At 72.6% G+C, this 24,335-nt stretch carries 18 protein-coding genes; 7 read left to right on the forward strand and 11 right to left on the reverse strand.

Features of this window, described 5'->3' with window-relative positions; translation table 11 throughout:
• Window positions 1-37 precede the first annotated feature (37 nt).
• Both ABH926_RS17395 and ABH926_RS17400 read left to right on the forward strand, forming a co-directional pair.
• A complete protein-coding gene (locus ABH926_RS17395) occupies window positions 38-961 on the forward strand; it encodes a phosphotransferase family protein (RefSeq protein ID WP_370366666.1) in 924 nt (307 codons plus the stop codon).
• Window positions 958-1,890, forward strand: a complete 933-nt coding sequence (locus ABH926_RS17400; protein WP_370366667.1) for a phosphotransferase family protein — start codon at window positions 958-960, stop codon at window positions 1,888-1,890. The genes ABH926_RS17395 and ABH926_RS17400 overlap by 4 nt, the downstream gene beginning before the upstream one ends.
• Here the strand turns inward: ABH926_RS17400 and ABH926_RS17405 are convergent.
• The 3 genes from ABH926_RS17405 to ABH926_RS17415 all read right to left on the reverse strand — a co-directional run bounded on the left by ABH926_RS17405 (window position 1,871) and on the right by ABH926_RS17415 (window position 3,851).
• Window positions 1,871-3,103 (reverse strand): RNA polymerase sigma factor, encoded by a 1,233-nt coding sequence (locus tag ABH926_RS17405; RefSeq protein ID WP_370366668.1) that lies wholly within the window; start codon window positions 3,101-3,103, stop codon window positions 1,871-1,873. The two genes, ABH926_RS17400 and ABH926_RS17405, sit on opposite strands and share 20 nt — an antisense overlap.
• Before the next feature lie 60 nt (window positions 3,104-3,163).
• The gene (locus ABH926_RS17410; RefSeq protein ID WP_370366670.1) at window positions 3,164-3,505 is read right to left on the reverse strand and encodes a YciI family protein; all 342 of its coding nucleotides are present in this window, start codon (window positions 3,503-3,505) and stop codon (window positions 3,164-3,166) included.
• 115 nt (window positions 3,506-3,620) lie between these two features.
• Entirely contained in the window at window positions 3,621-3,851 is a 231-nt protein-coding gene (locus ABH926_RS17415) for a hypothetical protein (RefSeq protein ID WP_370366671.1), read from the reverse strand.
• A 218-nt stretch (window positions 3,852-4,069) separates the two neighbouring features.
• Between ABH926_RS17415 and ABH926_RS17420 the strand changes: the two genes are divergently transcribed.
• On the forward strand, window positions 4,070-4,672 hold the full coding sequence (locus tag ABH926_RS17420; protein ID WP_370366672.1) for a VOC family protein: 603 nt from the start codon (window positions 4,070-4,072) through the stop codon (window positions 4,670-4,672).
• A 114-nt stretch (window positions 4,673-4,786) separates the two neighbouring features.
• Entirely contained in the window at window positions 4,787-7,636 is a 2,850-nt protein-coding gene (locus ABH926_RS17425) for an AAA family ATPase (protein ID WP_370366673.1), read from the forward strand.
• A 23-nt stretch (window positions 7,637-7,659) separates the two neighbouring features.
• Here ABH926_RS17425 and ABH926_RS17430 read toward each other — a convergent pair whose 3' ends face one another.
• Window positions 7,660-8,466 carry an alpha/beta hydrolase gene (locus ABH926_RS17430; RefSeq protein WP_370366674.1) on the reverse strand — a complete coding sequence of 269 codons (807 nt, stop codon included), beginning with the start codon at window positions 8,464-8,466 and terminating at the stop codon, window positions 7,660-7,662.
• 165 nt (window positions 8,467-8,631) lie between these two features.
• Here ABH926_RS17430 and ABH926_RS17435 point away from each other — a divergent pair, with 165 nt between their 5' ends.
• Together ABH926_RS17435 and ABH926_RS17440 are read left to right on the forward strand one after the other, a co-directional pair.
• Window positions 8,632-9,723: an alpha/beta fold hydrolase gene (locus ABH926_RS17435; RefSeq protein WP_370366675.1), complete on the forward strand. Its 1,092-nt coding sequence runs from the start codon at window positions 8,632-8,634 to the stop codon at window positions 9,721-9,723.
• A 13-nt stretch (window positions 9,724-9,736) separates the two neighbouring features.
• Window positions 9,737-9,931: a hypothetical protein gene (locus tag ABH926_RS17440; RefSeq protein WP_370366676.1), complete on the forward strand. Its 195-nt coding sequence runs from the start codon at window positions 9,737-9,739 to the stop codon at window positions 9,929-9,931.
• 87 nt (window positions 9,932-10,018) lie between these two features.
• On the opposite strand, the gene ABH926_RS17445 is transcribed toward ABH926_RS17440, so the two are convergent.
• The gene (locus ABH926_RS17445) at window positions 10,019-10,612 is read right to left on the reverse strand and encodes a TetR/AcrR family transcriptional regulator (protein WP_370366677.1); all 594 of its coding nucleotides are present in this window, start codon (window positions 10,610-10,612) and stop codon (window positions 10,019-10,021) included.
• 72 nt (window positions 10,613-10,684) lie between these two features.
• Complete coding sequence (locus ABH926_RS17450) at window positions 10,685-10,912, reverse strand: hypothetical protein (RefSeq protein ID WP_370366678.1); 228 nt, start codon at window positions 10,910-10,912, stop codon at window positions 10,685-10,687.
• 101 nt (window positions 10,913-11,013) lie between these two features.
• Between ABH926_RS17450 and ABH926_RS17455 the strand changes: the two genes are divergently transcribed.
• Entirely contained in the window at window positions 11,014-13,740 is a 2,727-nt protein-coding gene (locus ABH926_RS17455) for an AAA family ATPase (RefSeq protein WP_370366679.1), read from the forward strand.
• A 19-nt stretch (window positions 13,741-13,759) separates the two neighbouring features.
• Here ABH926_RS17455 and ABH926_RS17460 read toward each other — a convergent pair whose 3' ends face one another.
• The 5 genes from ABH926_RS17460 to ABH926_RS17480 all read right to left on the reverse strand — a co-directional run bounded on the left by ABH926_RS17460 (window position 13,760) and on the right by ABH926_RS17480 (window position 24,284).
• Entirely contained in the window at window positions 13,760-16,555 is a 2,796-nt protein-coding gene (locus ABH926_RS17460; RefSeq protein WP_370366680.1) for an AAA family ATPase, read from the reverse strand.
• A gap of 135 nt (window positions 16,556-16,690) precedes the next feature.
• Window positions 16,691-17,311: a response regulator transcription factor gene (locus ABH926_RS17465; RefSeq protein ID WP_370366681.1), complete on the reverse strand. Its 621-nt coding sequence runs from the start codon at window positions 17,309-17,311 to the stop codon at window positions 16,691-16,693.
• A 266-nt stretch (window positions 17,312-17,577) separates the two neighbouring features.
• Window positions 17,578-18,705 (reverse strand): NAD(P)-binding domain-containing protein, encoded by a 1,128-nt coding sequence (locus tag ABH926_RS17470; RefSeq protein ID WP_370366682.1) that lies wholly within the window; start codon window positions 18,703-18,705, stop codon window positions 17,578-17,580.
• 42 nt (window positions 18,706-18,747) lie between these two features.
• A complete protein-coding gene (locus ABH926_RS17475; protein WP_370366683.1) occupies window positions 18,748-21,048 on the reverse strand; it encodes a lantibiotic dehydratase in 2,301 nt (766 codons plus the stop codon).
• Complete coding sequence (locus tag ABH926_RS17480) at window positions 21,045-24,284, reverse strand: amino acid adenylation domain-containing protein (protein WP_370366684.1); 3,240 nt, start codon at window positions 24,282-24,284, stop codon at window positions 21,045-21,047. The genes ABH926_RS17475 and ABH926_RS17480 overlap by 4 nt, the downstream gene beginning before the upstream one ends.
• Window positions 24,285-24,335: the final 51 nt, after the last annotated feature.

Genomic DNA, 24,335 nt, shown 5'->3' on the forward strand with positions numbered 1-24,335 from the left:
GGTGCGTCGACGAGCTGCCGACCCCTAGCCTGCGCAGGTGAATCTTTCGCATCTCGGCACACCGGTCGGGCCGATGACCCGCGTGCACGGCGGGTTCGCCAACCGGATGTACCGGCTCGACACCGATCAAGGGTCGTTCGCGGTGAAGGAGTTGAACCTGGTCGACCGCCGCTGGGCCTACCACGGTGAGGACGTGTTCCGGTTCGAGCGGGCCGCCTTCGCCGCCGGCATCCCGATGCCCGAGCCCATCGCGGCCGGCCACGGCACGCTCGTCCACCGATGGGTCGAGGGCGAGAAGGTGCCGGAAGCGCCGGTGTCGGAGGAGTACGCGTTCGAGATCGGCGAGATCCTCGCGCGCATCCACGCGCTCGATGTCGCGTGGCCCGCCGGGCCGGTCGAGGAACCGGCGGCCCGGGACTGGCCCGAACTCGCCGCGCGGGCGGCGGCGACCGGACAGCCGTGGGCCGGGGAACTGGCCGGCGAGGTCGAGACGCTCCTGGCGATCGCGCGCTTCCTCGACACCTGCGAACGGCCGGGCCCGGTGGTGCTGACTCACGGGGACATCCAACCGTGGAACCTGCTGGCCCGCCGGGGTCGGCCGGTGGTGCTCGACTGGGAGTTGTCGGGGATGATCGACCTGTCCGGTGAGCTCGGCTCGACCGCGCTGAGCCTGGCGAAGGGACCCGGCTTTGACGACATCAGGCCCGCTGTCTTCCGCTCGGTCCTGGACGGCTACGTCGCCGGGGGCGGAGTGCTGCCGCCGTCCGGGCCCAGCTGGTTCGCGTTCATGATCGGCGGCTGGCTGGGACACACGAGGTGGAACATCCTGCGGTGCCTCGCCGGGGTCGAGGCGAGCACCGGCCCTGATCTCGCGTTGTCGCACGAGGCCGTGCGCAGCGGCGTGCGCGGCCTGCCCGGCGTGTTCGGGCGGCTTGCCGAGCTCGAGGCGCTGCTCGTATGACAGTCCGACCGTTGACGCTGGAATGGGTGAAGCGGCATCTCCGGGCCGGTGAGCAGATCGTCGGCGTCGAGGCGCTGCACGGCGGGATCACCGCCGAAATGCGGAAGCTGACCATCGGCACGCAGGACGGAGACATCCGTCAGCTGGTGCTGCGGTCGTTCGTCGATCCGACTCGCTTGGAGCGCGCCGAGGACTCGCTGAACAGGGAAGCCGGCGCCCTGACACTGCTCACCGGGACCGGATTGACCGTTCCCGGACTGGTCGCCGTCGATGCGACCGCCGCCGACTGCGAGTATCCCTCGCTCCTCATGACCCATCTGCCGGGCCGGACGGTCCTCACCGACGACGAGGTGGAGACGCGCGTGCCGCTCCTGGCGCGCCAGCTGGCGGCGATCCACGCGGTGCGGCCCGCCGAACGTCCGCCGGAGTACGAGACGCTGACCACCGCCGACACCGTCGTGGTACCGCGGCGTGCCGACGCGGCGGCGTGGGCTGCGGCCATCGACGTGATCCGCGAGCTCGCTCCGCACTATGAAGGGCGATTCCTGCACCGCGACTTCCAGCCCGGCAATGTGCTTTTCGATGTACTCCCATCAGGGCCGGCACGCACACACATCACCGGGGTCGTCGACTGGGCGGCCACCTCCTGGGGCCCGGCCGATCTCGACGTGGCGCACTGCTCGACCAACCTCGCACTGCTGCACGGTCCGGTATGGGGCCGGCGGTTCGCCGAAGCGTATGAGGAGGCCGGCGGGGTGCTGGCCGCAGATGCGGGGGACCGGCTGTACTGGATGGTGCGGGATCCGCTGGCGTGCTCGGAAGAGGTGGTGGCCATCGCACATGCATGGCGGGAGGCAGGCAGACCGGAGCTGACCACACGAGCCGTGGAGGAGCGGCTGGATTCCTATATCAAGATGCTGCTGGATTGAGCCGCCGCTCCAGCAACCGCCGCTCGGCATCGGTCGGTGCCAGCTCCAGCGCCGTCCGCAGGCTGTCCGCCGCTTCGTCCTCGCGCCCCAGCCTGCGCAGGAAGTCGGCGCGCGTCGCGTGCAGAAGGTGGTAGCCGTCCAGGCGTCCGGAGTCGGCGGGCGCGTCGAGTTCGGCCAGCCCCGTCTCAGGGCCCTGCGCCATGGCCAGCGCGACGGCCCGGTTCAGATCGACCATCGGGTTCGGGAGCACGCGCCGCAGCTGGTCGTAGAGCCCGACGATCTGCGGCCAGTCGGTGTCCTCGAAGCCAGGCGCGGTCGCGTGGCACGCTGCGATGGCTGCCTGGATCTGGAACGGTCCGGCGCGGCGGCGGCGCAGCGCGCGCTCCAGGATCGCGGTGCCCTCGTCGATGAGGCCGCGGTCCCACCGGGAGCGGTCCTGGTGCTCCAGGGTGACCAGTTCGCCGTCGCCGTCCAGGCGTGTGGCGTGGCGGGCCTCCTGGAGCAGCATCAGGGCCAGCAGGCCCTGGGCCTCGGGCTCGTCCGGCATCAGGGTGGCCAGGACGCGGGCCAGCTGGATCGCCTCCGTACTCAGACGGGCCTTTTGCTCCTGGTCGCTGTAGCTCTCGTTGTAGAGCAGGTACAGCACGTGCAGCACGGCCGGCAGCCGGTCGGGCAGCAGGTGGGCCGGCGGGACCCGGAACGGGATGACGGCGTGCGCCACCTTCTGCTTGGCCCGGAAGATGCGCTGGCCCATGGTGCGCTCGCTGACCAGGAAGGCGCGCGCGATGTCGGCGGTGCTCAGGCCGGCCAGCGAGCGCAGGGTCAGGGCCACCTGCGCGTCGAGGTTCAGGGCCGGGTGGCAGCAGGTGAACATGAGCTCCAGGCGCTCGTCCGGGATCTCGCTGTCGCGGGTGTAGGCCGGCGGCGCCTCGGACTCCCACGCGGCCCACTGGCGCAGCTTCGCCGCCTCGGTGGAGGCCCGGCGCCAGACGTCGACGGCGCGGTTGCGCGCGGCGGTGGTGAGCCAGGCCAGGGGCTGGCGGGGGACGCCCTCCTCGGGCCAGCGGCGCAGCGCCTGGGTGAAGGCGTCCTGCGCGCACTCCTCGGCCAGGGTCCAGTCACCGCCGGTGAAGCGGATCATGGTGGCCACGATCCGGCTCCAGCCGTCGGCGTACAGGGCGGCGATCACCTCGCTCGCCGGTTTCTCGGTCATCGCCGCCTCCTCCCCTCCGCCTGCGCGGTGGGTCCCCCCCCCGGGGCCCCAGGGCCCGTCCTACTCTTGGCCGCCGGACCAGAACGGCCGCAGCTCGATCACCCCGTACCAGGCCATCGGATGCCGCGAGGCGACCTCCACGGCCTCGTCGAGGTCGGCGCACTCCAGCACGTCGAACCCGGCGATCAGGTCCTTGGTCTCGACGTAGGGCCCGTCGGTGAGCAGCACCTCGCCACCGCGTACCCGCACGGTGGTCGCGTCGCTGTCAGGGCGGATGCGCTCGCCGATGAGGCGGACGCCCTTGGCGTCGTTGTCCTTGACCCAGTCCTCGACGTCGGGAGCCCCCGGGATCTCCTCCCTGGTCCCGGCGGGGTCCACGCACACCAGCATCAAGTACCTCATGTGACTGCTCCGTTCACAGTTCGTCGGCCGGCGACTCGCGCCGCTGTCGGTCTTCGTGGGATTGACGAACGGGCAGGCGGCATTACTACAGGCTGGCCCAGAAAATCTTCGGAAGCTACTTGTCGCTGGTGGGAGGGCACACCCAACCGCCGGTGCGTTGCGCTACCGGCTTGTCGCACTGATCATCGGACTGGCCGGTGGATCCGCTGCCGCCACCGAGGTAGTCCTGGTAGCGCGAGGGCGTGGCCGGCTTGCTCGACGAGCCTGCCGCGGCCGTCACCGCGATCGCGCCCCCGGCGACGAGCACGAGCGACGCGGCGGCTATAAACAGGCGGCGATGGGGCATGCCCACCAACGTAGCTCTGCGCACGCTCTGCCAGAGGCTTTTCGGCGCACCCCGCCAGGAGATGGCCGGGACCCGTCAGCCCGGGCCCGGCACCCCGGCCGCCCCGGGCCCGGACCCGGGTACGGGCCAGGGTCCACCCCTGGGGTGATCGCCCCGTGTTCCAGGAATCGTTGTCGGCGGATGCCGACCGGCATCGAGCTGGGCGGAGGAGCGGGACGATGGTGGACTTCAAGCTTGAGGTCGTGGTGCTTCCGGTGTCGGATGTGGACCGGGCCAAGGATTTCTATGCCGGGATCGGGTTCCGGGTGGACGTCGACTTCCCCGGGCCCGGCGGGTTCCGGGTCGTGCACCTGACGCCGCCGGGGTCGGCGGCCTCGTTCATCATCGGCAGCGGCGTGACCGACGCGGCGCCGGGGTCGGAGCGCGGGGTGCACCTGATCGTGGACGACGTCGTCGCGGCGCGCGAGGAGCTGCTGGCGCACGGCGTCGAGGTCAGCGAGGTGTTCCACGACGCCGGCGGCGTCTTCCACCACGCCGGCACCGTCGACCGGGTCCCCGGCCCGCATCCGGCGCGGCAGTCCTACGGATCGTTCGCCTCCTTCGCCGACCCGGACGGCAACACCTTCGTCCTGCAGGAGGTCACCACGCGCCGCCCAGGCCGTATCGGGCACGTGGTCTATCGCTCGGCCGCCGACCTGGAACTCGCGCTGCGCGACGCCGAGGCCGCACACGCCAAGTACGAGGGCGAACTCGGCCACCCCGACGCCGACTGGCCGGTGTGGTACGCGGCGCACATGGCCCGGGCCGCCGGACTGGAGTGAGGCCGCGGACAGCGCCGCGGCCGCGCCGCGGGACGTACCGCTGATCCGTCCGATCGGCGAGGTCCCGAAGCCAGCACTAGCACGGCACGACAAAGAAAGAAGTTGGGGGAGGGCATGGAATCCATCGGCATGGCGATGGTGGGCCGGGAGGCCGAACAGGCCGAGCTCGCGGCGTTCGTCAAGGCTGCCGCGGGCCAGGCCCTGATCCTGCGGGGCGAGACCGGCGTCGGCAAGAGCTCGCTGCTGGCCTACGCCGCGGCGGTGGCCGAGCAGGAGGGCCACGCCGTCATCCGCGCGGCCGGGGTCGAGGCCGAATCAGCGCTGCCCTACGCCGGGCTGCACCAGTTCCTGCATCCGATGCTCGCCGGCGTCGCGGACCTCGACGACGGCAGCCAGGCGGCCTTCGAGGCCGTCTTCGGCCGCGCCGACAGCGCCCCGCCCTCGGTCATGACCCTGGGCATCGCCGTTCTCAGCCTGCTGTCCCTGGCCGCCGCGCGCCGACCCCTGCTGCTGGTCCTCGACGACGGCCAATGGCTCGACGACTCCAGCGCCGACATCTGCGGCTTCGTCGGCCGCCGGCTGGCCGGCAGCCCGGTGAAGCTGCTGGTCGGCGTCCGCACCGACATCGCCTCGCGCTTCGACACCGCCGCGCTGCCCGAACTGCCCGTCGCCGCCCTGAGCGAGCAGGACGCCGAGCGTCTGCTCACCCAACGGTTCCCGACACTGGGCAAACAGATCCGCGCCATGGTGCTGGAGCAGGCCCGCGGCAACCCGCTGGCGCTGCTGGAGCTGCCCGCGCACCTCGGCGGCGCGGCCCAGGGCGAGGCAGGGTTGGAAAGCCTGGTCGGGGAGCTCGGGATGCCGCTGCCCCGGCGTCTGCAACAGCTGTACGGCACCCGCATCACGGCCTTGAGTCAGGCCATGCGCGAGGAGTTGCTGATGGGCGCCCTCGACGGCGCCGGCACCGGACAGATCGGCGCCGGCACCGGACAGATCGGCGCCGGTACCGGCACCGGGACGGGTCCCGGCGCGCGCTACCGCATGCGTGAGGCCGAGGAGGCGGTGGCCGCCGGGCTGCTGGAAATCGAGCCGGCCACCGGCGACTTCGCGTTCCGTCACCCGCTGGTGCGCTCGGCGGTCGTGCAGATGGCCACCCCCAATCAGCGCCGCGCCGCGCACCAGGGCCTGGCCCAGGTGCACCGCGAGAACCTGGAGCGCCGCGCGACCCACCTGGCGGCGGCCACCGTCGACCCCGACGAGGAAGTCGCCGACATCCTGGAGGCGGCGGCCGAGTCGGCGACCAAGCGCGGCGGCGCCCTGGCCGCGGTGGCCTGGCTGACCCGGGCCGCCGAGCTCAGCGAGGAGCACACCGGACGCTCCCGGCGCCTGGCCGACGCCGCCTTCGTCGCCGGCCACGCCGCCCGCCTCGGCCAGGCGCACCGGATCGTGCAGTACGGACTCGGGCCCGGCTCGGCCGACGCGCCGGCCTCGGTGCTCGCCACGGCGTACCAGGCGCTGTATCAGGACGGCGATGTCCTGTCCACGCACCGCCAGGTCGCCTCGGCCATCGAGCGGCGGGTCCAGACGGCGCCGGCCGAAGCCGCCGGAGCCGCCGGAGCCGCCGAAGCCGCCGGAGCCGCCGAAGCCGACGAGGTCCTGACCCGGCTGGTGAACCTGCTGCTGGCGATCAGCCAATACGCCGGCGACCGCACGGCTTGGGAGCGTACCCACGGCCTGCTGGCCGATCTGGGAGACCGGATCACCGAGCGTTCACGGCTGTACGGCAACACCTGGAGCGACGTGATCCGGCACGGCGCCGGAAGCGCGGAGGCGATCGAACAGGCCGCTGCGAAGCTCGCGGGCCAGGAGCCGTGGGAGGTCACGCGTCTGGCCGTGGCCGCGTACCACCTCGACCAGCTCGGTGCGTTCCGTCCGCACCTGCGCGGCATCGTGGACCGCGAACTGGAGACCGGCGCCGTGGCCAGCGGCATGGTGATGCTGCACCTGATCATGCTGGACCAGATGGCGGTCGGCGAATGGGACGGCGCGCAGGACACCGGCCGGCGCGTCCTGGACCTGGCGGTCGAGCACGGGCACGAGCTGTTCGCCACCCAGAGCCGCGCGTACCTCGCGCAGCTCGCGGCCCTGCGCGGACAGCTGGGACCGGCGCGCGACCTGCAGGCCGAGGTGGACGCCTGGGCCCGGCCGCGCGGCCTGGGCTTCCTGACCCAGCTCGCCGACGCTGCCGGCGCGACCGCGGCGCTGAGCGCGGGCGACTACGAGAGCGCGTACCTGTACGCCATCGGCATCACACCGCCGGGGGAGTTCCGCCCCTACGCGTATCAGGCCCCGCGCACTCTGCTCGACCTGGTCGAAGCCGCCCGCCACACCGGCCGCGCCGAACAGGCCCGGCAGCACGCTCTGGCCGCCCGCGAAGCCGGGCTGCCGACTCTCTCGCCGCGTCTGGCGCTGATCACCTACGGCGCGCTGGCGATGACGGCGGAGTCGGAGAAGGAGGCCGCGGAGATGTTCGCGCTGGCCGAGGCACAGCCGGAGGCCTCGCGGTTCCCGTTCGAACTGGCGCGGATCCGGCTGGCGCACGGAATCCGGGTGCGGCATGTGGAGGGGCGCGCGGCGGCGCGGCAGTTCCTGCTGCCGGCGGCCGAGGCCTTCGAGCGGCTGGGCGCCTCCGGCTGGACCGAGCGGGCCCGCGCCGAGCTGCGCGCGACCGGCGCCGTGCCGCGCGCCTCGATGCTGAACCTGGCGTCGCTGACGTGGCAGGAGCGGCGGATCGCCGACCTGGCCGCCAGCGGATTGACGAACAAGGAGATCGGCAAGCGGATGCACCTGTCGCCGCGCACCGTCAGCTCGCACCTGTACCGGATCTTTCCGAAGCTGGGGATCACGACGCGGGCTGCGCTGCGGGATGCGTTGAGCCGGACGGAGGAGGGGCCGGAGAGCTGAGGGCATAGGCCCCCTCAGTGCCCTTACCCCTGTTCGCCCGCACCGGTGATCCCGTTGGCGGCGAGCCAGGCCAGCACATAGTCGGCGACCGCCGGCCAGCCGCTGTCGATCACCAGCGAGTGGCCCCGGTCGGCGAACTGCTTCAGGTCCGTCACGGCGGTGGAGTCGCCGTAGAGCTTGTACGTCGCGCGCGTGACGGCGTCGGCGACCATGCGGTCCTCCTGCCCGGAGATCAGCAGCAGCGGGCCGCGCGCCGTCGTGGGCGTGGGCGTGGGCGTGAGCGTCTGCTCCCTCTCTGGCGCTTCGCCGTCGAGCCCGAGGTCGGTCAGGAGCCGGTGCGGAGCCGGGACGACGTAGCGCGAGAACAGCTGCGCGGCCTCGTCCTCGCCCACCGCGTTGGCGATCGTGTGCCGGAACTGGGGCTGGGGGAGCGGCACGTAGTCCTCGGACCCCATCGCGAGCCCGCCGCCGGCTCCGGCCGGCTCCGGCCAGGGGCCGTGTCCCGGCATCGGCGCGATGGCCACCGCGGCCCGGGCCAGACCGGCGTCGAGCAGCTGCCGGGCGATGAGGCCGCCGGCCGAATGTCCGATCAGGACCGGGAGGCTGTCCAGCTCGCGCAGCGCCTTCTCATAGTGCGCGGTGAGCTCGTCCAGGCCGAAGCCGCCGAGCGGACCCGGGTCGCGGCGGGCCTGCGGGACGGCTTCGGGTTCGCCGGGCCAGTGCGGCACGTGGACGTCGTAGCCGTGCGCGCAGAACCGTTCCGTCCAGCCCTTCCAGGACGACATGTGGAGCCACGCACCGTGGATGAGGACAACGGGGATGCGATTCACGGATCAAGCGTCCGTCACCGATGGCGGGACGGGAAACAGTCGGATGACTGAATGTGACGGTCGAACACGAGGTCAGAGTGTCTGGACGTCATGTGACTGATGTGCGTCGCCGGGGCAGGGATGGAGGGTTGTGCCGACAGCGAAGATCCAGGAAGGACTCTCCATATGATCAACAGGCGGACGTTCACCAAGGCGGTCGGGCTCGGTGTGGGCGCCACGGCGGCGACGGCCGTGTCGACCGGTGCGGCGTCGGCGGCCTTCGCGGCCGGCTCCTCCAACGGCGGCGGCAACGGCCACGGCAGCCTCGGCCGCAAGGCCCCGGTCATCCCGACCATCACCCCGGGCACGCACACCACCTTCTCGTCCCTGAAGCAGGTGCGGGCCGGCGTGCTGGACATCGGCTACGCCGAGGCCGGCCCCAAGCACGGCCCGGTGGCGATCCTGCTGCACGGCTGGCCGTACGACATCCACAGCTTCGTCGACGTGGCGCCCCTGCTGGCCGACGCCGGGTACCGGGTGATCGTGCCCTACCTGCGCGGCCACGGCTCGACCACGTTCCTGTCCTCGGCCACCATGCGCAACGCGCAGCAGTCGGCGATCGCCCTGGACATCATCGCGCTGATGGACGCGCTGCACATCGGCAAGGCGGTCGTGGCCGGCTTCGACTGGGGCTCGCGCACCGCCGACATCATGGCGGCGCTGTGGCCCGAGCGCGTCAAGGCCCTGGTCTCCACCTCCGGCTACCTCATCACCAACGTCGCGGCGCAGAAGAACCCGCTGCCGCCCAAGGCCGAGCAGGTGTGGTGGTACCAGTACTACTTCGCCACCGACCGCGGCCAGACGGCCATGCAGACCCCCGCCGACCGCGACGCCCTGTGCCGCCTGGTCTGGGACGACGTCTCCCCGACGTGGAACTTCGACGACGCGACGTTCGGCCGCACCGCCGCCGCCTTCACCAACCCGGACTACGCGGCCATCGTCATCCACAACTACCGCTGGCGCCTGGGCCTGGCCGACGGCGAGCGCCGCTACGACCGTTACGAGACGCTGCTGGCGGCCAAGCCCACCATCGGCGTGCCGGCCATCACCATCGACCCGGCGCTGGACCCGTTCCTGGCCTCCACCGACGGCAGCGCCTACCGGGGCTTCTTCACCGGCGCCTACCAGCACCGCGTCTTCACCGGCATCGGGCACGACGCGCCGCAGGAAGCGCCCACGGCGTTCGCCCAGGCCGTCGTCGACGTCGACTACCTGTAAGGAGAGTCCCGAAGTGAGCGACCCCAGCGTGCACAACGACGCGGTGGACGCGCGCACAGCCCGGTTCGGTGCGCTGCCCGATCGCGTCGCGTTCGAGGACATGGTCGCGGAGCAGCCGGCACTGCCGGCGAACCAGGCTGTGGAGGCCTTCGACTCCGACAGCATGGGGCGGCGGTTCTCGTGCCTCGCTGCCGACCTGGGTCTCTAAGAAGAGCTGGGTCTCTGAGCCGGTCTGAGGAAGCTCGAACGAAGAAGGGGCGGCGGTCTGCGGACCGCCGCCCCTTCTGCTTCCGCGTCAGGCTTCTGAAGCGCCCTCCAGCAGCGCGGCGGTCACCGACCGCACTACCTCGCGGCGTCCCTCCCGGTCGGTGACCGACACCGAGGCCATCACGTCCGGGCTGGTGAACTCCCAGAACGCGGCGACGTGCAGGATGAGGGCGAACAGCACGTCGGCGTCGAAGCGGCCGCCGATCACGCCGTTGCGCAGCGCCTGTTCGATGAGCGCGATCCGGCCCTGGACGTCGTGCGCCATCGGTGCCGGGGCCGCCGGGGCCGCCGGGTCCTCGTGCTCCAGCCGTTCCAGGCGGCGCCAGGTGATCAGCCGCGACAGTTCCGGATGGTCGACGTAGGCGTCGCACAGCAGGGCCGCGGCGCCGGGAAGGTCCTCGACGTCCAGCGGCAGTCCTTCGACGGTCTCCCGGAGCACGTCCTCCCACACCGCGTCGAACAGCCCGGCCTTGCTCTTGAAGTAGTGGTAGATCTGCGCCTTGTTGGCCTGCGCGGCCTCGGCGATGCGATCCACCCGGGCCCCGGTCAGGCCGCGGGCGGCGAACTCCGCGCGGCCGGCGGTGATCAGACGCAGCCTGGTGGCTTCAGCGTCGCGCTGCATGGATCGGCTCCTGTGCTAACTAACTATTTGGTTGATATGCTACCCGGCGTGCCCCCGTTCCACCCAGCCGGCTCAGTACGGCTTCAGCGTCCCGAAGCGGAGCCCGTCACGCCCCTGGCTGACCAGGGCGGTGTGCGGGTGACGCCGCCAGCCGCGGCAGCGTGCGCCGACGGCGATACCGGGACCCATGCCGATGCCTCCCGCGTCCTGCAGGCGGGGGGCCACGCTCACCTTGCGGCCCAAGCGCGCCCCGCAGCGTTCGCACAGGGTGCGGGCGGCCATGAACTCAATCCAATCCATGACGCCACGTTCTCCCGCCGCCATCACAGTTCGCCCCCGTGGCGAACCCTGGCCGGCGCACGCCAGGGAACCGGCCAGGGGACAGGCCAGGGAGGTCGGCCATGAAGCTGCTGGGCCGTCGCGCCGAATGCGCACGACTGGACGCGCTGCTCAAGGCGACGCGCGAGGGCGCCAGCGGCGTGCTCGTCCTGTCGGGCGAGGCCGGCATCGGCAAGACGGCGCTGCTGGACCACGCCGTGCGCTCCGCCGTCGGTGTCAGGGTCCTGCGAGCCTCGGGCGTCGAGTCCGAGATGGACCTTCCCTACGCGGCCCTGCACCGGCTGTGCCTGCCGCTGCTGGACGGCGTCGACCACCTGCCCGGGCCGCAGGCCGAGGCGCTGGCGACGGTCTTCGGGATGCGGGCCGGCGACCGGCCCGGTCCGTTCCTGGTCGGCCTCGGCGTGCTCAACCTGCTCGCCGAGGCGGCGCGCGGCGGTCCGCTGCTGTGCGCGGTCGACGACGCGCACTGGCTGGACGAGGCCTCGGCGCAGGCGATCGCCTTCGTGGCGCGCCGGCTGCGTGCCGAGTCGATCCTGGTGCTGATCACCAGCCGTACGCCGATCCGGAGTATGCGCGGCCTGGTGGAGCTTGGCGTCGGGGGACTCGCTCCGGCGGCGTCCGGGGAGTTGCTGGACTCGGTGGTGCGCTGGCCGCTGGACGACGGTGTCCGGGCCGCGATCCTGGCCGAGGCGCGCGGCAATCCGCTGGCCCTGCTGGAACTTCCGCTGGCGTCCCCCGACCGCCTGGCCGGCGGCTTCGGCCTGCTGGAGGCCACGGCGCTGACCGGCCGGATCGAGGAGAGCTTCCGGCGCCGGATCGCCGAACTGCCCGCCGACTGCCAGGAACTGCTCCTGCTCGCCGCCGCCGAATCGGCCGGCGACCCGGTGCTGATCTGGCGCGCCGCCGCGGCTCTGGGACTCAGCCCGGACGCCGGCGGCGCCTGCGAGGACGCCGAACTGCTGACGATCGGGCTGCGCTTCGCGTTCCGGCATCCGCTGGTGCGCTCGGCGGTCTACCACGCGGCCTCGGCCGAGGCCCGGCGCCGGGTGCACCGGGTCCTGGCCGACGCGACGTCGCGCGAGGCCGATCCGGACCGGCGCGCCTGGCATCTGGCACAGGCTGCCGAGCATCAGGACGAGGCGGTGGCGGCCGAGTTGCAGGACTCGGCGGCTCGGGCGCAGTCCCGGGGCGGGCTGGCCGCGGCGGCTGCGTTCTTGGAACGTGCCGCGGCGCTGACGCCGGATCCGGTGGTGCGTGCCGAGCGTGAACTGCTTGCCGCGCGCGACAAGTACCACGCCGGCGCACCGGAGGGTGCACAGGTGTTGCTGGACAAGGTGGAGTCCGGTCCGTACGACGAGCTGCGCGCGGCGCACGTCTTGCAGTTGCGGGGGCATCTGGCGTTCGTCACCGGCAGTGCGGCGCTGGCGCCGAGTCTGCTGCTGGAGGCGGCGCGGCAGTTCGAGGCGCTCGATCCGGTGCTGGCCCGCGAGACGTATCTGGACGCGATCATCTATGCGCTCAGGGTCGGCCGGTTCGCCGACGAGGTGACCGTCACCGAGGTGGCCAAGGCTGCGGCTGCCGCACCGGCACCGGGGCCGAACCGGCAAGCACGTGCGCAGGATCTGCTGCTTGACGCGCTGGCTGTTGTTTACACCGAGGGGCACAGCGCGGGTGCGCCTATGGTGCGGCGGGCGCTGGACGCCTTTTCGCTCGAGGCCGAGGGGCTGTCGGTGGTCGAGGCGACCCGGTGGTTGTCGCTGGCGTGTTACGGCGCTTTCGCGACGTGGGACGATGTGGCGTGGGAACGGATTTCCGCGGAGAACGTCCGGCATATCCGAGCCACCGGTGCGCTGGGGATGCTGCCGGTCGCGCATTCGCAGCGGATGCTGGCGCATCTGCACGCGGGGGAGTTCCAGGCCGCGGCGGACTTGTTGGAGGAGTCGGACGCCGTCTTGGCGGCGATCGGTGTGGACCGGCCGGCTTACGACGTGGCGGGGGTGGCGGCTTGGCGCGGCCAGGTGGATGAGGCCACTGAGCTGCTGCGGGTCGCTGAGGTGGCGGCGAGCGAGCGGCGCGATGGGAACGGGCTGACGTTCGTGCAGTACGCGTCGGCGGTCCTGCTCAACGGTCTCGGCCGCTTCGCCGAGGCCAGGGACGCGGCATTGGCTGCCGCGGATCCGAGGGGCTCAGCGTTCGCTTACTGGGCGCTGACCGAGTTCGTCGAGGCGGCGGTGCGCTGCGGGGACAGGGCGCAGGCGGAACAGGCGGTGGAGCAGATCGCCATGAGCGCCACGCCGAGCGACACCGACTGGGGCCTGGGGACGCAGGCGCGGCTGCGAGCACTGATCAGCGAAGGGCCCGAGGCCGATGCGCACTATCGGGAGGCGATCGAACGGCTCGGCCGGAGCCGAGGGCACGTTGAGCTGGCACGCACGCATCTGCTGTACGGCGAGTGGCTGCGCGGGCAGGAACGCGTTGCCGAGGCCCAGGAGCAGCTGAGCGCGGCACACGGGCGGTTCGCGGAGATGGGCGCCGAGGCGTTCGCGGAGCGTGCGCGACGTGAGCTGGCCGCGTGTGGGGTGACCGTCGCCGGGCCCGCGGCGCAGCAGGCGGCCGAGCTGACGGAGCAGGAGCGGCAGATCGCTCGGCGGGCGCGCGATGGACGGTCGAACGCTGAGATCGGGGCGGAGCTGTTTCTCAGCGCGCGGACGGTGGAGTGGCACTTGCGGAAGGTGTTTTCGAAGCTGGGGATCAGTTCGCGGCGGGAGTTGGGGGTGGTGCTTTCTTGAGCGCCCCGCTCACTCCCCCTCACCGCAAAAGCGCCCCACCCAACTCCCGCCGCGAAGAAATCCCCGCCTTGGCAAAAACATTCCGCAAGTGCCACTCCACCGTTCGCGGACTGAGAAACAACTCCGCCCCGATCTCGGCATTCGACTGGCCAGCCGCGGCAAGCCGCGCGATCTGCGCCTCCTGCGGCGTCAGCACCGGCGCGCCGACCGTGCGCTTGCGCACCGTCTCGCCGGTGGCGAGCAGCTCCCGGCGTGCTCGTTCGGCGAAGGCCTCCATGCCGATGGTGATCGACGCCTCGTGGGCTGCGCGCAGTTCGTCGCGGGCTTGGGAGCGACGGTTTTGGCGGCGTAGCCATTCGCCGAACAGCAGGCGGGCGCGGGCCGTGAACGTGCCGAGGCCGCCTCGGGTGAAGTGGTCGATCGCTTCGCGGTAGCGGTCCTCCGCGAGCTTCTGCTCTGCGGTGAGTGCGGAGGCGAGTGCGCATGCGCCCAGGGCCCAGGGGGTGTCGGCGCGCGTCCAGTCGGAGAGGCGTTCGCAGGCGTGTGCCGCCGTCGCCGGTTCGCCGGCTCGGGTCGCGGCCTCGACCAGTTCGCTCAGGGTGCAGTAGTGGATGGCGAAGTCCGGGTACTCCAAGCCTCGGGTCGCGGCCTGCAATGCCAAGGGATAGTCGCCCGAGCCGTTGTAGAGGATCGCCCGCGCGTATGCCGCCAGGCCGATTTGGCGTCCCAGCCCTTGCTGTTCGCCGTTGCGGTCCATGGAATCGGCCAGTTCCAGCGCCGCCTGCTTCCGTCCTCGGTGGGCCGCCACCACGGCTCTGGCCGCTCTCTCCGTCGGCATACCCACGGCCTGTTGCGCGGCTGCGGCCTCGGCGAGCAGGTCCTCGGCCTCGGAGAAGCTGCCCGCGTATCCGACGGCGGCGGCTCGGTGCGCCAGTGCCCACGGCAGGGTTGAGCGCGCGCCGGTTTCGCGGGCCGAGCGCACGGCACGCTCCGTGATGTCCTGCAGTGCCCGCAGGTCGCCCAGCTCCATAGCCACGCTCGCGGCGTACCACAGCAGCGGCAGGCCCTGGCTGTCGGCGAACGAGCGCAGTGCCTGCTCCAGGGGTGCCACGGCGGCGACGGGTCCGTCCACGGCCCAGGTGAGCAGGCCCCGCGCCAGCTGGCCGGCGGCGTCCTGGCCGGTCGGCAGGTCGCGCACGACCTCGGCGGCGCGGCGTAGTCCGTCCTGGTCGTTGCGGCCGGCGCTCAGGGCCGCGCCGAGGGCCACCAGGGAGGTGAGGCGGGCGGCGGCCGGGTCCAGGTCGCGCAGTCCGGCGGCCGCGTCGAGCAGCGGGCCGACCGCGCCGTGGCCGGGGTTGACCATGTGCGTGGCCATGGCGCGCAGGCGGGCCGCGGTGGCTCCTTGCAGCGGATCCAGACGGCCCAGTTCGGCGGCGGTGACCAGGTCGGGTACCCGGGTCAGCAGTCCGGAATCCAGGTACGCCTGCGCCGCGGCCAGGGCTCTGCGAGCCCGGCCCTGCGCGTCCGGGGTGAGCGCGGCGGCGCGCTCCAGGAACGAACCGGCCGCTGCCCGGCCGCCGCGGGCCAGGGCCCGGTCGGCGGAGCGTTCCAGGGCCGCGGCGACGTCCTCGTCCGGTTCGACCGAGCCGTGGGCCCGGTGCCAGGCCCGGCGGTCGGGGTCGCGGTCGGCGTCGGTGGCCTCGGCCAGGGCGCGGTGCGCCGCGCGCAGGGCCACGGCGTCGGCTCCGCGCCAGACCGCCGAGCGCACCAGCGGGTGGCGGAAGCGGACCGGGGCGCCCATGGTGATCAGGTCCGCGGCCTCGGCCGGGGCGGCCGCGTCGGGGCCGACGTCCAGCAGGTCCAGGGCCCGCCACAGCAGCGGCGCGTCGCCGACGGGTTCCACGGCTGCCACCAGCAGCAGGGTGCGGGTCTGCGGCGGCAGCGCCTCCACGCGTCGGCGGAAACCGTCCTCGACGCGGGTCGCCACGCCCGCACCGGCGATGCCCGGTCCGCTGCCGTGAGGGCCGTGCCCGCCGTGACCGCCGAAGCCGAACGCCAGCTCCGCCGCGGTCCGGCTGCGCGGCAGCTCCAGCAGGGCCAGCGGGTTGCCGCCGGACTCGGCGACGATCCGGTCGCGCACGCGCGCGTCGACCTGGCCGGGCAGCGCCTCCTGCAGCAGCGTGCGCGCGTCGGCGTCCGTGAGGCCGGTCACGGCCAGACTCGGCAGTCCTGCCAACCCGGCCAGCCCGGCCGGCCCGTCCGCCTCGCCGTCGGCGAGCCGCTCGGCGAAGATCAGCGCCACCGCCTCGGCGTCCAGCCGCCGCCCGACGAACGCCAGCACCAGCCGCGACATCAGGTCCAGCCACTGCGCGTCGTCGACCAGGCACACCAGGGGCGAGGCGGCCGCGGCCTCGGCGAACAGCCCCAGCGTCGCCATTCCGACCAGCATCATCTCCGGCGGGTTGCCCGAGCTCAGTCCGAAGGCCACACGCAGCGCCTCCTGCTGCACCGGCGGCAGCCGGTCCAGGTGCGCCAGCAGCGGGGCGCAAAGCTGTTGCAGCGCCGAATACGCGAAGTCCGACTCGGCCTCGACGCCCGCGGTGCGGACCACCTGCACCTGCCGGGACTGTCCGGCCCGCGCCGCCCCCGCCGCCTGCGCGGCCGCATGCTCCAGCAGCGCCGACTTGCCGATGCCGGCCTCCCCGCGCAGCACCAACACCCGGCTGTGCCCGTCGCGCACGTCCCGCAGCAGGCGGTCCAGCGTCTCCAGTTCGCGGTCGCGGCCGAGCAACTGGTACCTCGTGTCGTGCGACATCGCTTCCTTACGGCGGTGGGGCCCCGTGGCCTGGTTCGTGCTCCGGGGAGCTGGGACCATCTTACGAATGATCACCGGCGCCGAAGCCGGCCGGCGCTGGGCATCGGCTGCTCCGGGGCTCCTGACGCGACGCCGTCAGATCCAGCCCTCCTCGCGCGCGATCCGCACCGCCTCGATCCGGCTGTGCGCGCCGGTCTTGGCGATGGCCCGCGACAGGTAGTTGCGGACTGTACCGTCGCTGAGGAACAGCTCGGCCGCGATGACCTTGGTGGGCGCGCCGTCCACCGATTTGAGCAGCACCTCCCGCTCCCGGTCGGTGAGCGGGTTGTCGCCCGCGGACAGCGCGGCCATCGCCAGGTCCAGGTCCAGCACCGGTTCGCCGGCGACGATCCGGCGCAGCCCGTCGACCAGCTGGGCCGGGGACACCTCGACGGTCAGGAAGCCGATCTGCGGGGCCAGCCGGGTCAGCGCCTTCAGCACCGTCGCCCAGCGCTCCACCAGGATCAGGACTTTGATGTCGGGCCGGCGCTCGCACAGCTGGGCGCACACCGTGTTCAGCGTCAGCGCGCCCGGCAGCTCGGCGTCCATCAGGACCACGCCCGGCCGGTGCCGCCGGACCGCCGGCCAGACGTCCTCCAGCCGGGTGGGCCGCGCCACCACCCGGAAGTCGCGTTCCCGGCCCAGCAGCGCGGCCAGCCCTTCCCGCCACAGAACAGCCCGTTGCGCCAGTGCGATCTCGATCAATGTCGACCCCATCCGCAGCAGTCCGCCTCCCGCGCAGCGCATTCAGACTAGCCAACGGATACTGCTTCGGAGAATGCCTCAGGCGAGATATCCCTTTGCCTCCCAGTGGATTAGCATTTCGATCGAAGCATACGCCTACCTGGTGCGCCGTGAATAGATGACCGCTCACCGGGGCGACTATCAGGCTTATGCGGCGCATATCAATTCGCTATTTGTTTCGAAGAAATCGGGGCCTGCGATTAGCGGTGTCAGCGACCTGATCCGATATGCCCTGGACGCTACGCCGCCAGCGCCGGCGCGGCCCGGTCGGCCAGCAGCCGCCGGATGTCCCGGACGGCCTCGCGCCCGGCGCGGTTGGCCCCCACGGTGCTGGCCGAAGGACCGTAACCCACCAGGTGCAGGCGCGGTTCCAGGACGACGCGCGTGCCGTCCATGGTGATGCCGCCGCCGGGCGCGCGCAGGTGCAGCGGCGCCAGATGGTCCAGCGCCGCGCGCCAGCCGGTGCACCACAAAATCACGTCCGCCTCGACGTTGCGCGGCGTCGGCGACGTGCCGGCATCAGGCGCGCCGGCATCAGTGCCGCTGACATCTGTGGCGGCGTCCCAGGCGACGCCGTCCGGCGTGATCCGGTCGAACATCGGAAGGCGGTCCAGCACCCCGGAGCGCTGCGCCTCGCGGATCGCCTCGGTCACCGGCAGGCCGGTGACGCCGACCACGCTCTGCGGCACCAGTCCGGCACGCACCCTGGCGTCCACCATGGCGACGACCTCGCGTCCGTACTCCCGCGTGAACGGCTGGTCGCGGAACACCGGCGGCCGGCGCGTCACCCAGGTCGTCGTGGCCCCGGCCGTCGCGAGCTCGGTGAGCAGACCGATCGCGGTGATGCCGCCGCCGACCACGATCACGCGCTTGCCCGCGAACTCCTGCGGGCCGGGGTAGGCGGCGGCGTGCAACTGGCGTCCGCGGAAGGTCTCGCGGCCGGGGTAGTACGGCCAGAACGGCTTGTTCCACGTGCCGGTCGCGTTGATCACAGCGCGCGCGGCCCAGGTCTCAGTGGCGGTCTCGACCAGCAGGCGCTCCTGCGGCCCGTAGCGCACGGCCTGGACCGCGGCCGGCCGGTGCACGGCCAACTGGAAGTGCTCCTCGTACTGGGCGAAGTAGCGCGGAACCGCCTCCGAGGCCCGCTCGCGCGGCGACGGGGCCTCGAAGGCCATGCCGGGCAGGTCGAAGATCCCGTTGACGGTCTCCATCCGCAGCGAGGGCCAGCGGTGCTGCCACGCGCCGCCCGGTGCCCGGTCGCCGTCCAGGACCACGTAGCCGGTATCGGGGGCGAAGCCAGCTCTGCGCAAGTGGTAGGCGCTGGACAGACCGGCCTGGCCGGCACCGATCACTACGACGTCCGTCATGCGCGTGGCTTCGTTCACGCCGGATGGAACAACCGAACCCGATCAATCCTTCCGGCCGTCGACGAAGACCATGCGCAGTTCGCTGGTGTATCGGCGGCCCTGCCGATCGCGCAGCCAGCAGTGGTCGGTGTCGGGCAGCATCTCGGAGAAGGCGATGGCGGACGTGCCCTGCTGCTCCTGCTCCTCCCGCGCCGAGGTGCGCACGCACCGGGCCAGCAGGTGGACGAACGCCGGGCTGCGGAAGTCGACGAACGTCGGCTTGTCCTCGGTCGCGACGCGGTAGAACATGCGGGCCGGCAGCTCCTGTGCCGCGCGCCACAGGCAGGCTTGGCGGTAGCGCTCGGCCTCGTCCTTCAGCTTCGCCCAACCAAGGTCCTCCAGCGCGAAGGTCCACGATTCCCGGGCCAGCACCAGGCGGCCGATGGTGACCCGGGGTGTGTGCGCGGTCTTCGTCAGCGGCGAGAAGCCGTTCACCACGGCGGCCGTCAGCTGCTCGCCGAGGGTTTCCATCAGGGGCCAGCACTCGCCGGTGCGCAGGGAACGGACTGTCAGCCGCGCCGCCGGGCTGGTCTGATCGCGTTCCACGACCAGCTCGGCGGCGCTGGCCACGTCGCCCGGCGCGCCGGTGCAGTCCGCGTACATGGTCCAGTAGCGGTACGCGGGCGACAGCAGCGCCGAGGGGTAGGTGCGCGAAGTCACCTGGCGGGACGCCTTCGCGGGCACCGCCACGACGCGGTCCGGGAGCACGGCCTCGTCGACGGCGACGAGAGCCGGCAGGTCTTCGTGGAACTCGGCCAGGGGCCGGGCGTCCAGGGTGTTCATGGCCATGTGCAGCTCGCCGAGGACGCACAGGAAGTCGCCGTTCTGCGCCGCCTCGGCGTCACGCGCGGCGATCATCAAATCAGGAGCCTGGTACACGGCTGAGGACCAGGGGGCTGATTCCCCGGGACTCGCCGGGAACGCCTCGCGGACGGCGGCGGCCAGTCCGTCCAGGGGGACCTTGTGGCGGCTGACGCCATCAGGGATCTGCAACAGCTCCGACCAACGCCGGCGGAAATCGGCGACCACCTCGGAGACCGGTGCGGGGAGTTCGCGGAAGGAGAAGTACAGATCGGGCGTCGCAGCCTGGACCAGCGCCGCCAACGGGATCGCGGTCGCCTCGGCGCGCGCGCTGAGCCGGTCGAAGATCTGGCCGAAGCGCGCGGCGTAGGCCCGGCCGGCTTCGGCGACCAGCCAGCGCGCGCTGTCCAGGATCGCCGACAGCGGCTCGGCCACCGCCTCCAGGATCTGCGGCCCGAGCTCGACGCGGACGTCCCGGCAGGTGTCCTCGAACAGGACGCAGCGGCCCGCGTAGGCCTCGCCGCCGCGCCGGGCCGCGGCGGTGCCGGTCAGCTTCTCGAAGACGGCGTCGGCGTGCGCGAGCCCGACGGCGAGGCGGTCGGCGTCGCCGGCGGCGGACGCCACCTCGTCGCGGGCGGCGATCAGCTCGTCGAGGGCGGCCAGCAGGCGTTCCCGGACGGCCTGGTCGGTGATCGTGTTGAGCTTGGCGCGCAGGGTGATCTCGGGGTCGGACTCCAGCGGGCCGGTGAGGTCCGCGATGAGGACTCCGCGCTCGACCAGGTCGGCGATCAGGCCGGTGATCGAGTCGGTGATCGAGTCGGCGATCAGCTCGGGATCCGATGTCAGCTCGCCGATCGTCGCCCTGCCGTCACACCGCCGGACCAGGTCCAGCTCCAGGGGCGTAAGGGCGATCTCGGCGCCGCGCACGCCGCGCACGCGAGCGTCGACGATCGCCTTGTCCTCGCTCAGTCGCGGCCGCAGATGCCCGATCACATCAGGATCTTGCGACAAGGCGCGCGCCACCTTGTCGATGGCCCAGTGCTCGAAGAACACCTTCCGCCGCGCGAGAAGTCCGGTGCCGGGCCGCGAGTCCAGGGCCGGGCCGTCGGCGACGGCGCGTCCCCACGCGACGGGGCCGAAGAAGCCGATCGAGTCGTTCTTCAAGGCGTAGCGCTGGACGTAGTTCGCGACGGTGAGCTCGGCTTGGCGGCGGACCTTGCCTTGGAGCGTGCGCCCGGAGGCCAGCTTGTCCAGGCAGTTGCGCAGGACCGAGCGGCTTTGCCAGGCCACGGCTTCGCGGAACGGGCCGTCGGCCGCGATCGCGCGGATCTGGGCACTGACATGCTCCGCCGCGGCGGCGTAGAGCGGCTGGAAGTCGGAGGCGTTCGCGGCCAGCGCCGCGTCGGCCAGACCTTTGGTACACAGCTGCTCGGCGAAGTCTGCCGGGAAGCCGGCGCCGCGCAATGCCCACTCGGTGCGCAAAGTCCACTCGCCGGCTTTCACGAATCCTCCAACCGTCGGCTGACCTCGGCGTCCGACAACGTCTCCAGCTCCGCGACCAGCAGCTCCTCGATCCGCGCGGCCAGCCCCGCGACCGTCGGGTCCTGGAACAGCAGCCCGACGTTCAGCTCCAGCCCCACCGTCTCGCGCAGCCGGTTCACCGCGCGCACCGCCAGCAGCGAGTGGCCGCCGAGGCCGAAGAAGTTGTCGTGCGCGCCGACGCCGGAGGCGCCCAGCACCTCGGCGAACACCGCCGCGACCGCCTCCTCCGCCGGGCCGTCGGGCGGGACCGCCGCCGTGCGGGCCTGCGGTGCGGTGCCGCCGAGGGTGGGGGCCGGCAGAGTGCGGCGGTCGAGTTTGCCGCTGGCGAAGCGCGCGATGGCCGGGACCGCGATGATGACGCTCGGCACCGCGTAGCCGGTCAGCCGGTCGCGGACCGCCGCGTGCACGCCGTCCACGCTCGGCTCGACGCCGGCGCCGAACGCCACGTAGGCGGCCAGGTACTTGTCCCCGTTCGGGCCCTGACACACCAGCGCCGCCGCGTCGGCGACCCCGGGCGCGCCCCGCAGTGCGGCGTCGACCTCGCCGAGCTCGATGCGCACGCCGCGGATCTTCACCTGTTCGTCGACGCGGCCGCGGAACTCCAGCGTGCCGTCGGCCAGCATCCGGCCGCGATCGCCGGTCCGGTAGATGCGCTCGCCGGGACGCCAGGGGTGCGGGACGAACGCGCCGGCGGTCTTCGGCGCGTCGCCGAGGTAGCCGCGCGCCAGTCCGACGCCGGCGATGCACAGCTCGCCGACCACGCCGGGCGGCACCGGGCGCAGCGCCGAGTCCAGCACCACCACCTCGTTGTTCGCCATCGGCCGGCCCAGGCTCACCACGCCGTCGCCGACCGCGTCCGCCTCGGCGCAGGTGTGGAACGTGGAGTCGATCGAGACCTCGGTGGCGCCCCAGGTGTTGTCCAGGCTCACCCGGTCGCCGAACACCTCGCGGAAGCGCTGCACCAGCCCGGCGCGCAGCGCCTCGCCGCTCGACAGGACACTGCGAAGCTTGCCCAGGCCCTTGATGTCGTCGTCGGTCAGCGCCTCCAGGACCAGGTCCAGGATCGCCGGCACGAAGTTCACGTGCACCGCCTGGAACCGCACCGCCGCCTCGATGATCGCCCACGGGTCGCGGTGCGCCCCCGGCGGCAGCACGGCCACGGTGCCGCCCACGGCCAGCGGCCAGAACACCTCCACCGCCGAGTCGTCGAACGTCAGCGTGGTCTTGTGCAGCACGACCTCCCCGGGCGCCAGATGGTGCCGCTGCTGCATCCACCACATCCGGTTCACCCAGCCGGCGTGGGTGCTCGCGACACCCTTGGGTTTCCCGGTCGATCCGGACGTGTAGTAGATCGAGCACAGGTCCAGCGGGGCCGCCTTCGCCACCGGGGCGCCGTCGCCGGCCATCGGCGAGCCGATGTAGCAGGCCTCGACGGTCAGCGGCGTGCACACCGCGCCGACCGCGATCTCGTCCTGCTCGGAGCCGACCAGGCACACCGGGGCATCGGCGTCCCGCAGCAACCCGACGATCCGCGCCGCCGGCGTCCCCGGCTCGATGGGCAGATACGCGCTGCCCGCCTTCAGGATGCCGAGCAGCGCCGCGACCAGATCCGGCGAGCGCTCCAGCAGCACCCCCACCGCGACGTCCGGTCCGGCCCCGGCGGCCCGCAGGCGCGCGGCGATCGCCTCGGCGCGCGCGTTCAGCTCGGAGTACGTCAGGGACCTGTCTTCGTCGATCACCGCGACGGCGTCCGGACGCGCCGCCGCCTGCCGTTCGAACAGCTCGTGCAGGCACCGGTCCGGGAACGGCGTGGCCTCGACCATCGCCAGCGCGCGCAGCTCCGCCTCCTGCGCGGCGGTCATCAGCGGGATGGTGCTGATCGGCGCCCCCGGATGCACCGCGATGTGCTCCAGCGCGGTGCGCAGCCGGCGGGCCAGCCGCTCGATGGTCTCGTCCTCGTACAATGCGGTGTCCCAGCCCAGCTCGCAGTGCAGCTCGTCGTCCTCGAGCACGAACCCCACCCCGAGGTCGTACTTGGCGCTGTGCCCGCGCGCGGTCAGCTCGGCCACCGCCAGCCCCGGGAAGCGCAGCGGCTCGCGCCGCCGGGCGCCGAAGTTCACGAGCACCTGGAACAGCGGCGTGCGCGCCAGGTCCCGTTCCGGGGCCAGTTCCTCGACCAGGCGGTCGAACGGCAGCGTGGCGTGGTCGTAGGCGTCCAGCGCGGTGTCCCGGACCCGTTCGAGCAGCGCGGCGAACGTCGGGTCGCCGGACAGGTCGGTGCGGATCGGCAGCATGTTGACGAACAGGCCGATCACGTCCTCGGCCTCGGCGCTGTGCCGCAGCCCGAAGGTCGTGCCGACCGTGACGTCGGTGGTGCCGGTGCCCTGGTGCAGTACCGTCTGCGTGGCGGCCATCAGGACCATGACCATCGTGGCCCCGTGGTCGCGCCCGATCTCCGCGAGCTGCGCCGTGGTCTCCGGGGACAGCGCGAACTTGCGCTCGGAGGCGCCGCGGCCGTCCCGCTGCGCCGGCCGCGGCCGGTCGGTCGGCAGTTCGAACGGCTCGGCGTCGGCGAGCGCCTCGCGCCAGTAGTCGAGGTCAGCCTCGGTCTGCTTCGGGTCCTCGTCCTGTTCGATGGCGAAGGCCACGTCGCGGTACTGGCCCGGCAGCTCCGGCAGCAGGATCGGCCGCTCCTCGGCCACCGCGGCGTAGGCCGCGGCCAGCTCCCGGTGCAGGATGCCCTGCGACCAGTCGTCGAAGGCCAGGTGGTGCGCGGTGATCGCGAGCACGTGGTCCTCCGGGCCCAGCCGCATCAGCCGCACCCGCATCGGCGGCCCGGCCGCGACGTCCAGCGGCGTGCGCGACTCCCGCTCCAGGAACGCCCGCAGATCGTCGGGGTCCAGGTCGTCGCAGGACACTGTGATATCCGAAGCCGGCCGCAGGATCCCGACCAGGCCGTCGCCGTCCTGGCCCACGCTGGTGCGCAGCACCTCGTGGCGCTCGGCGACGGCCCGGACGGCGGCGATCAGCGCCCGGCGGTCCAGCGGGCCGGTCAGGTGCAGGAAGACCGGCGTCAGGTAGCCGCCCGGCAGGGTGCTGAGCTGGTCGACGAGCCAGGTGCGCTGCTGGTCGCGGGAGAGCCGGACCCGGGTGTCCCGCCCCGGATCGGGCTGCGGGGGAGCGGTGGGGGAGGTCATGGCGTCCTTCCGGCCGGCGACAAGGCGCGCCCATCGTGCGGGCGCGGGCTA

This window comes from Catenulispora sp. GP43, assembly GCF_041260665.1.
In the GTDB taxonomy this organism is placed as follows: Bacteria; Actinomycetota; Actinomycetes; order Streptomycetales; family Catenulisporaceae; genus Catenulispora.

Excerpts from the sequence above, each read along its gene's own strand:
- ABH926_RS17480 (WP_370366684.1), bottom strand. The coding sequence starts at position 24,284 with ATGACCTCCCCCACCGCTCCCCCGCAGCCCGATCCGGGGCGGGACACC.
- ABH926_RS17455 (WP_370366679.1), top strand. The coding sequence starts at position 11,014 with ATGAAGCTGCTGGGCCGTCGCGCCGAATGCGCACGACTGGACGCGCTG.
- ABH926_RS17450 (WP_370366678.1), bottom strand. The coding sequence starts at position 10,912 with ATGGATTGGATTGAGTTCATGGCCGCCCGCACCCTGTGCGAACGCTGC.
- ABH926_RS17415 (WP_370366671.1), bottom strand. The coding sequence starts at position 3,851 with ATGCCCCATCGCCGCCTGTTTATAGCCGCCGCGTCGCTCGTGCTCGTC.
- ABH926_RS17435 (WP_370366675.1), top strand. The coding sequence starts at position 8,632 with ATGATCAACAGGCGGACGTTCACCAAGGCGGTCGGGCTCGGTGTGGGC.
- ABH926_RS17460 (WP_370366680.1), bottom strand. The coding sequence starts at position 16,555 with ATGTCGCACGACACGAGGTACCAGTTGCTCGGCCGCGACCGCGAACTG.
- ABH926_RS17465 (WP_370366681.1), bottom strand. The coding sequence starts at position 17,311 with ATGGGGTCGACATTGATCGAGATCGCACTGGCGCAACGGGCTGTTCTG.
- ABH926_RS17400 (WP_370366667.1), top strand. The coding sequence starts at position 958 with ATGACAGTCCGACCGTTGACGCTGGAATGGGTGAAGCGGCATCTCCGG.
- ABH926_RS17470 (WP_370366682.1), bottom strand. The coding sequence starts at position 18,705 with ATGACGGACGTCGTAGTGATCGGTGCCGGCCAGGCCGGTCTGTCCAGC.
- ABH926_RS17445 (WP_370366677.1), bottom strand. The coding sequence starts at position 10,612 with ATGCAGCGCGACGCTGAAGCCACCAGGCTGCGTCTGATCACCGCCGGC.
- ABH926_RS17410 (WP_370366670.1), bottom strand. The coding sequence starts at position 3,505 with ATGAGGTACTTGATGCTGGTGTGCGTGGACCCCGCCGGGACCAGGGAG.
- ABH926_RS17420 (WP_370366672.1), top strand. The coding sequence starts at position 4,070 with ATGGTGGACTTCAAGCTTGAGGTCGTGGTGCTTCCGGTGTCGGATGTG.
- ABH926_RS17405 (WP_370366668.1), bottom strand. The coding sequence starts at position 3,103 with ATGACCGAGAAACCGGCGAGCGAGGTGATCGCCGCCCTGTACGCCGAC.
- ABH926_RS17425 (WP_370366673.1), top strand. The coding sequence starts at position 4,787 with ATGGAATCCATCGGCATGGCGATGGTGGGCCGGGAGGCCGAACAGGCC.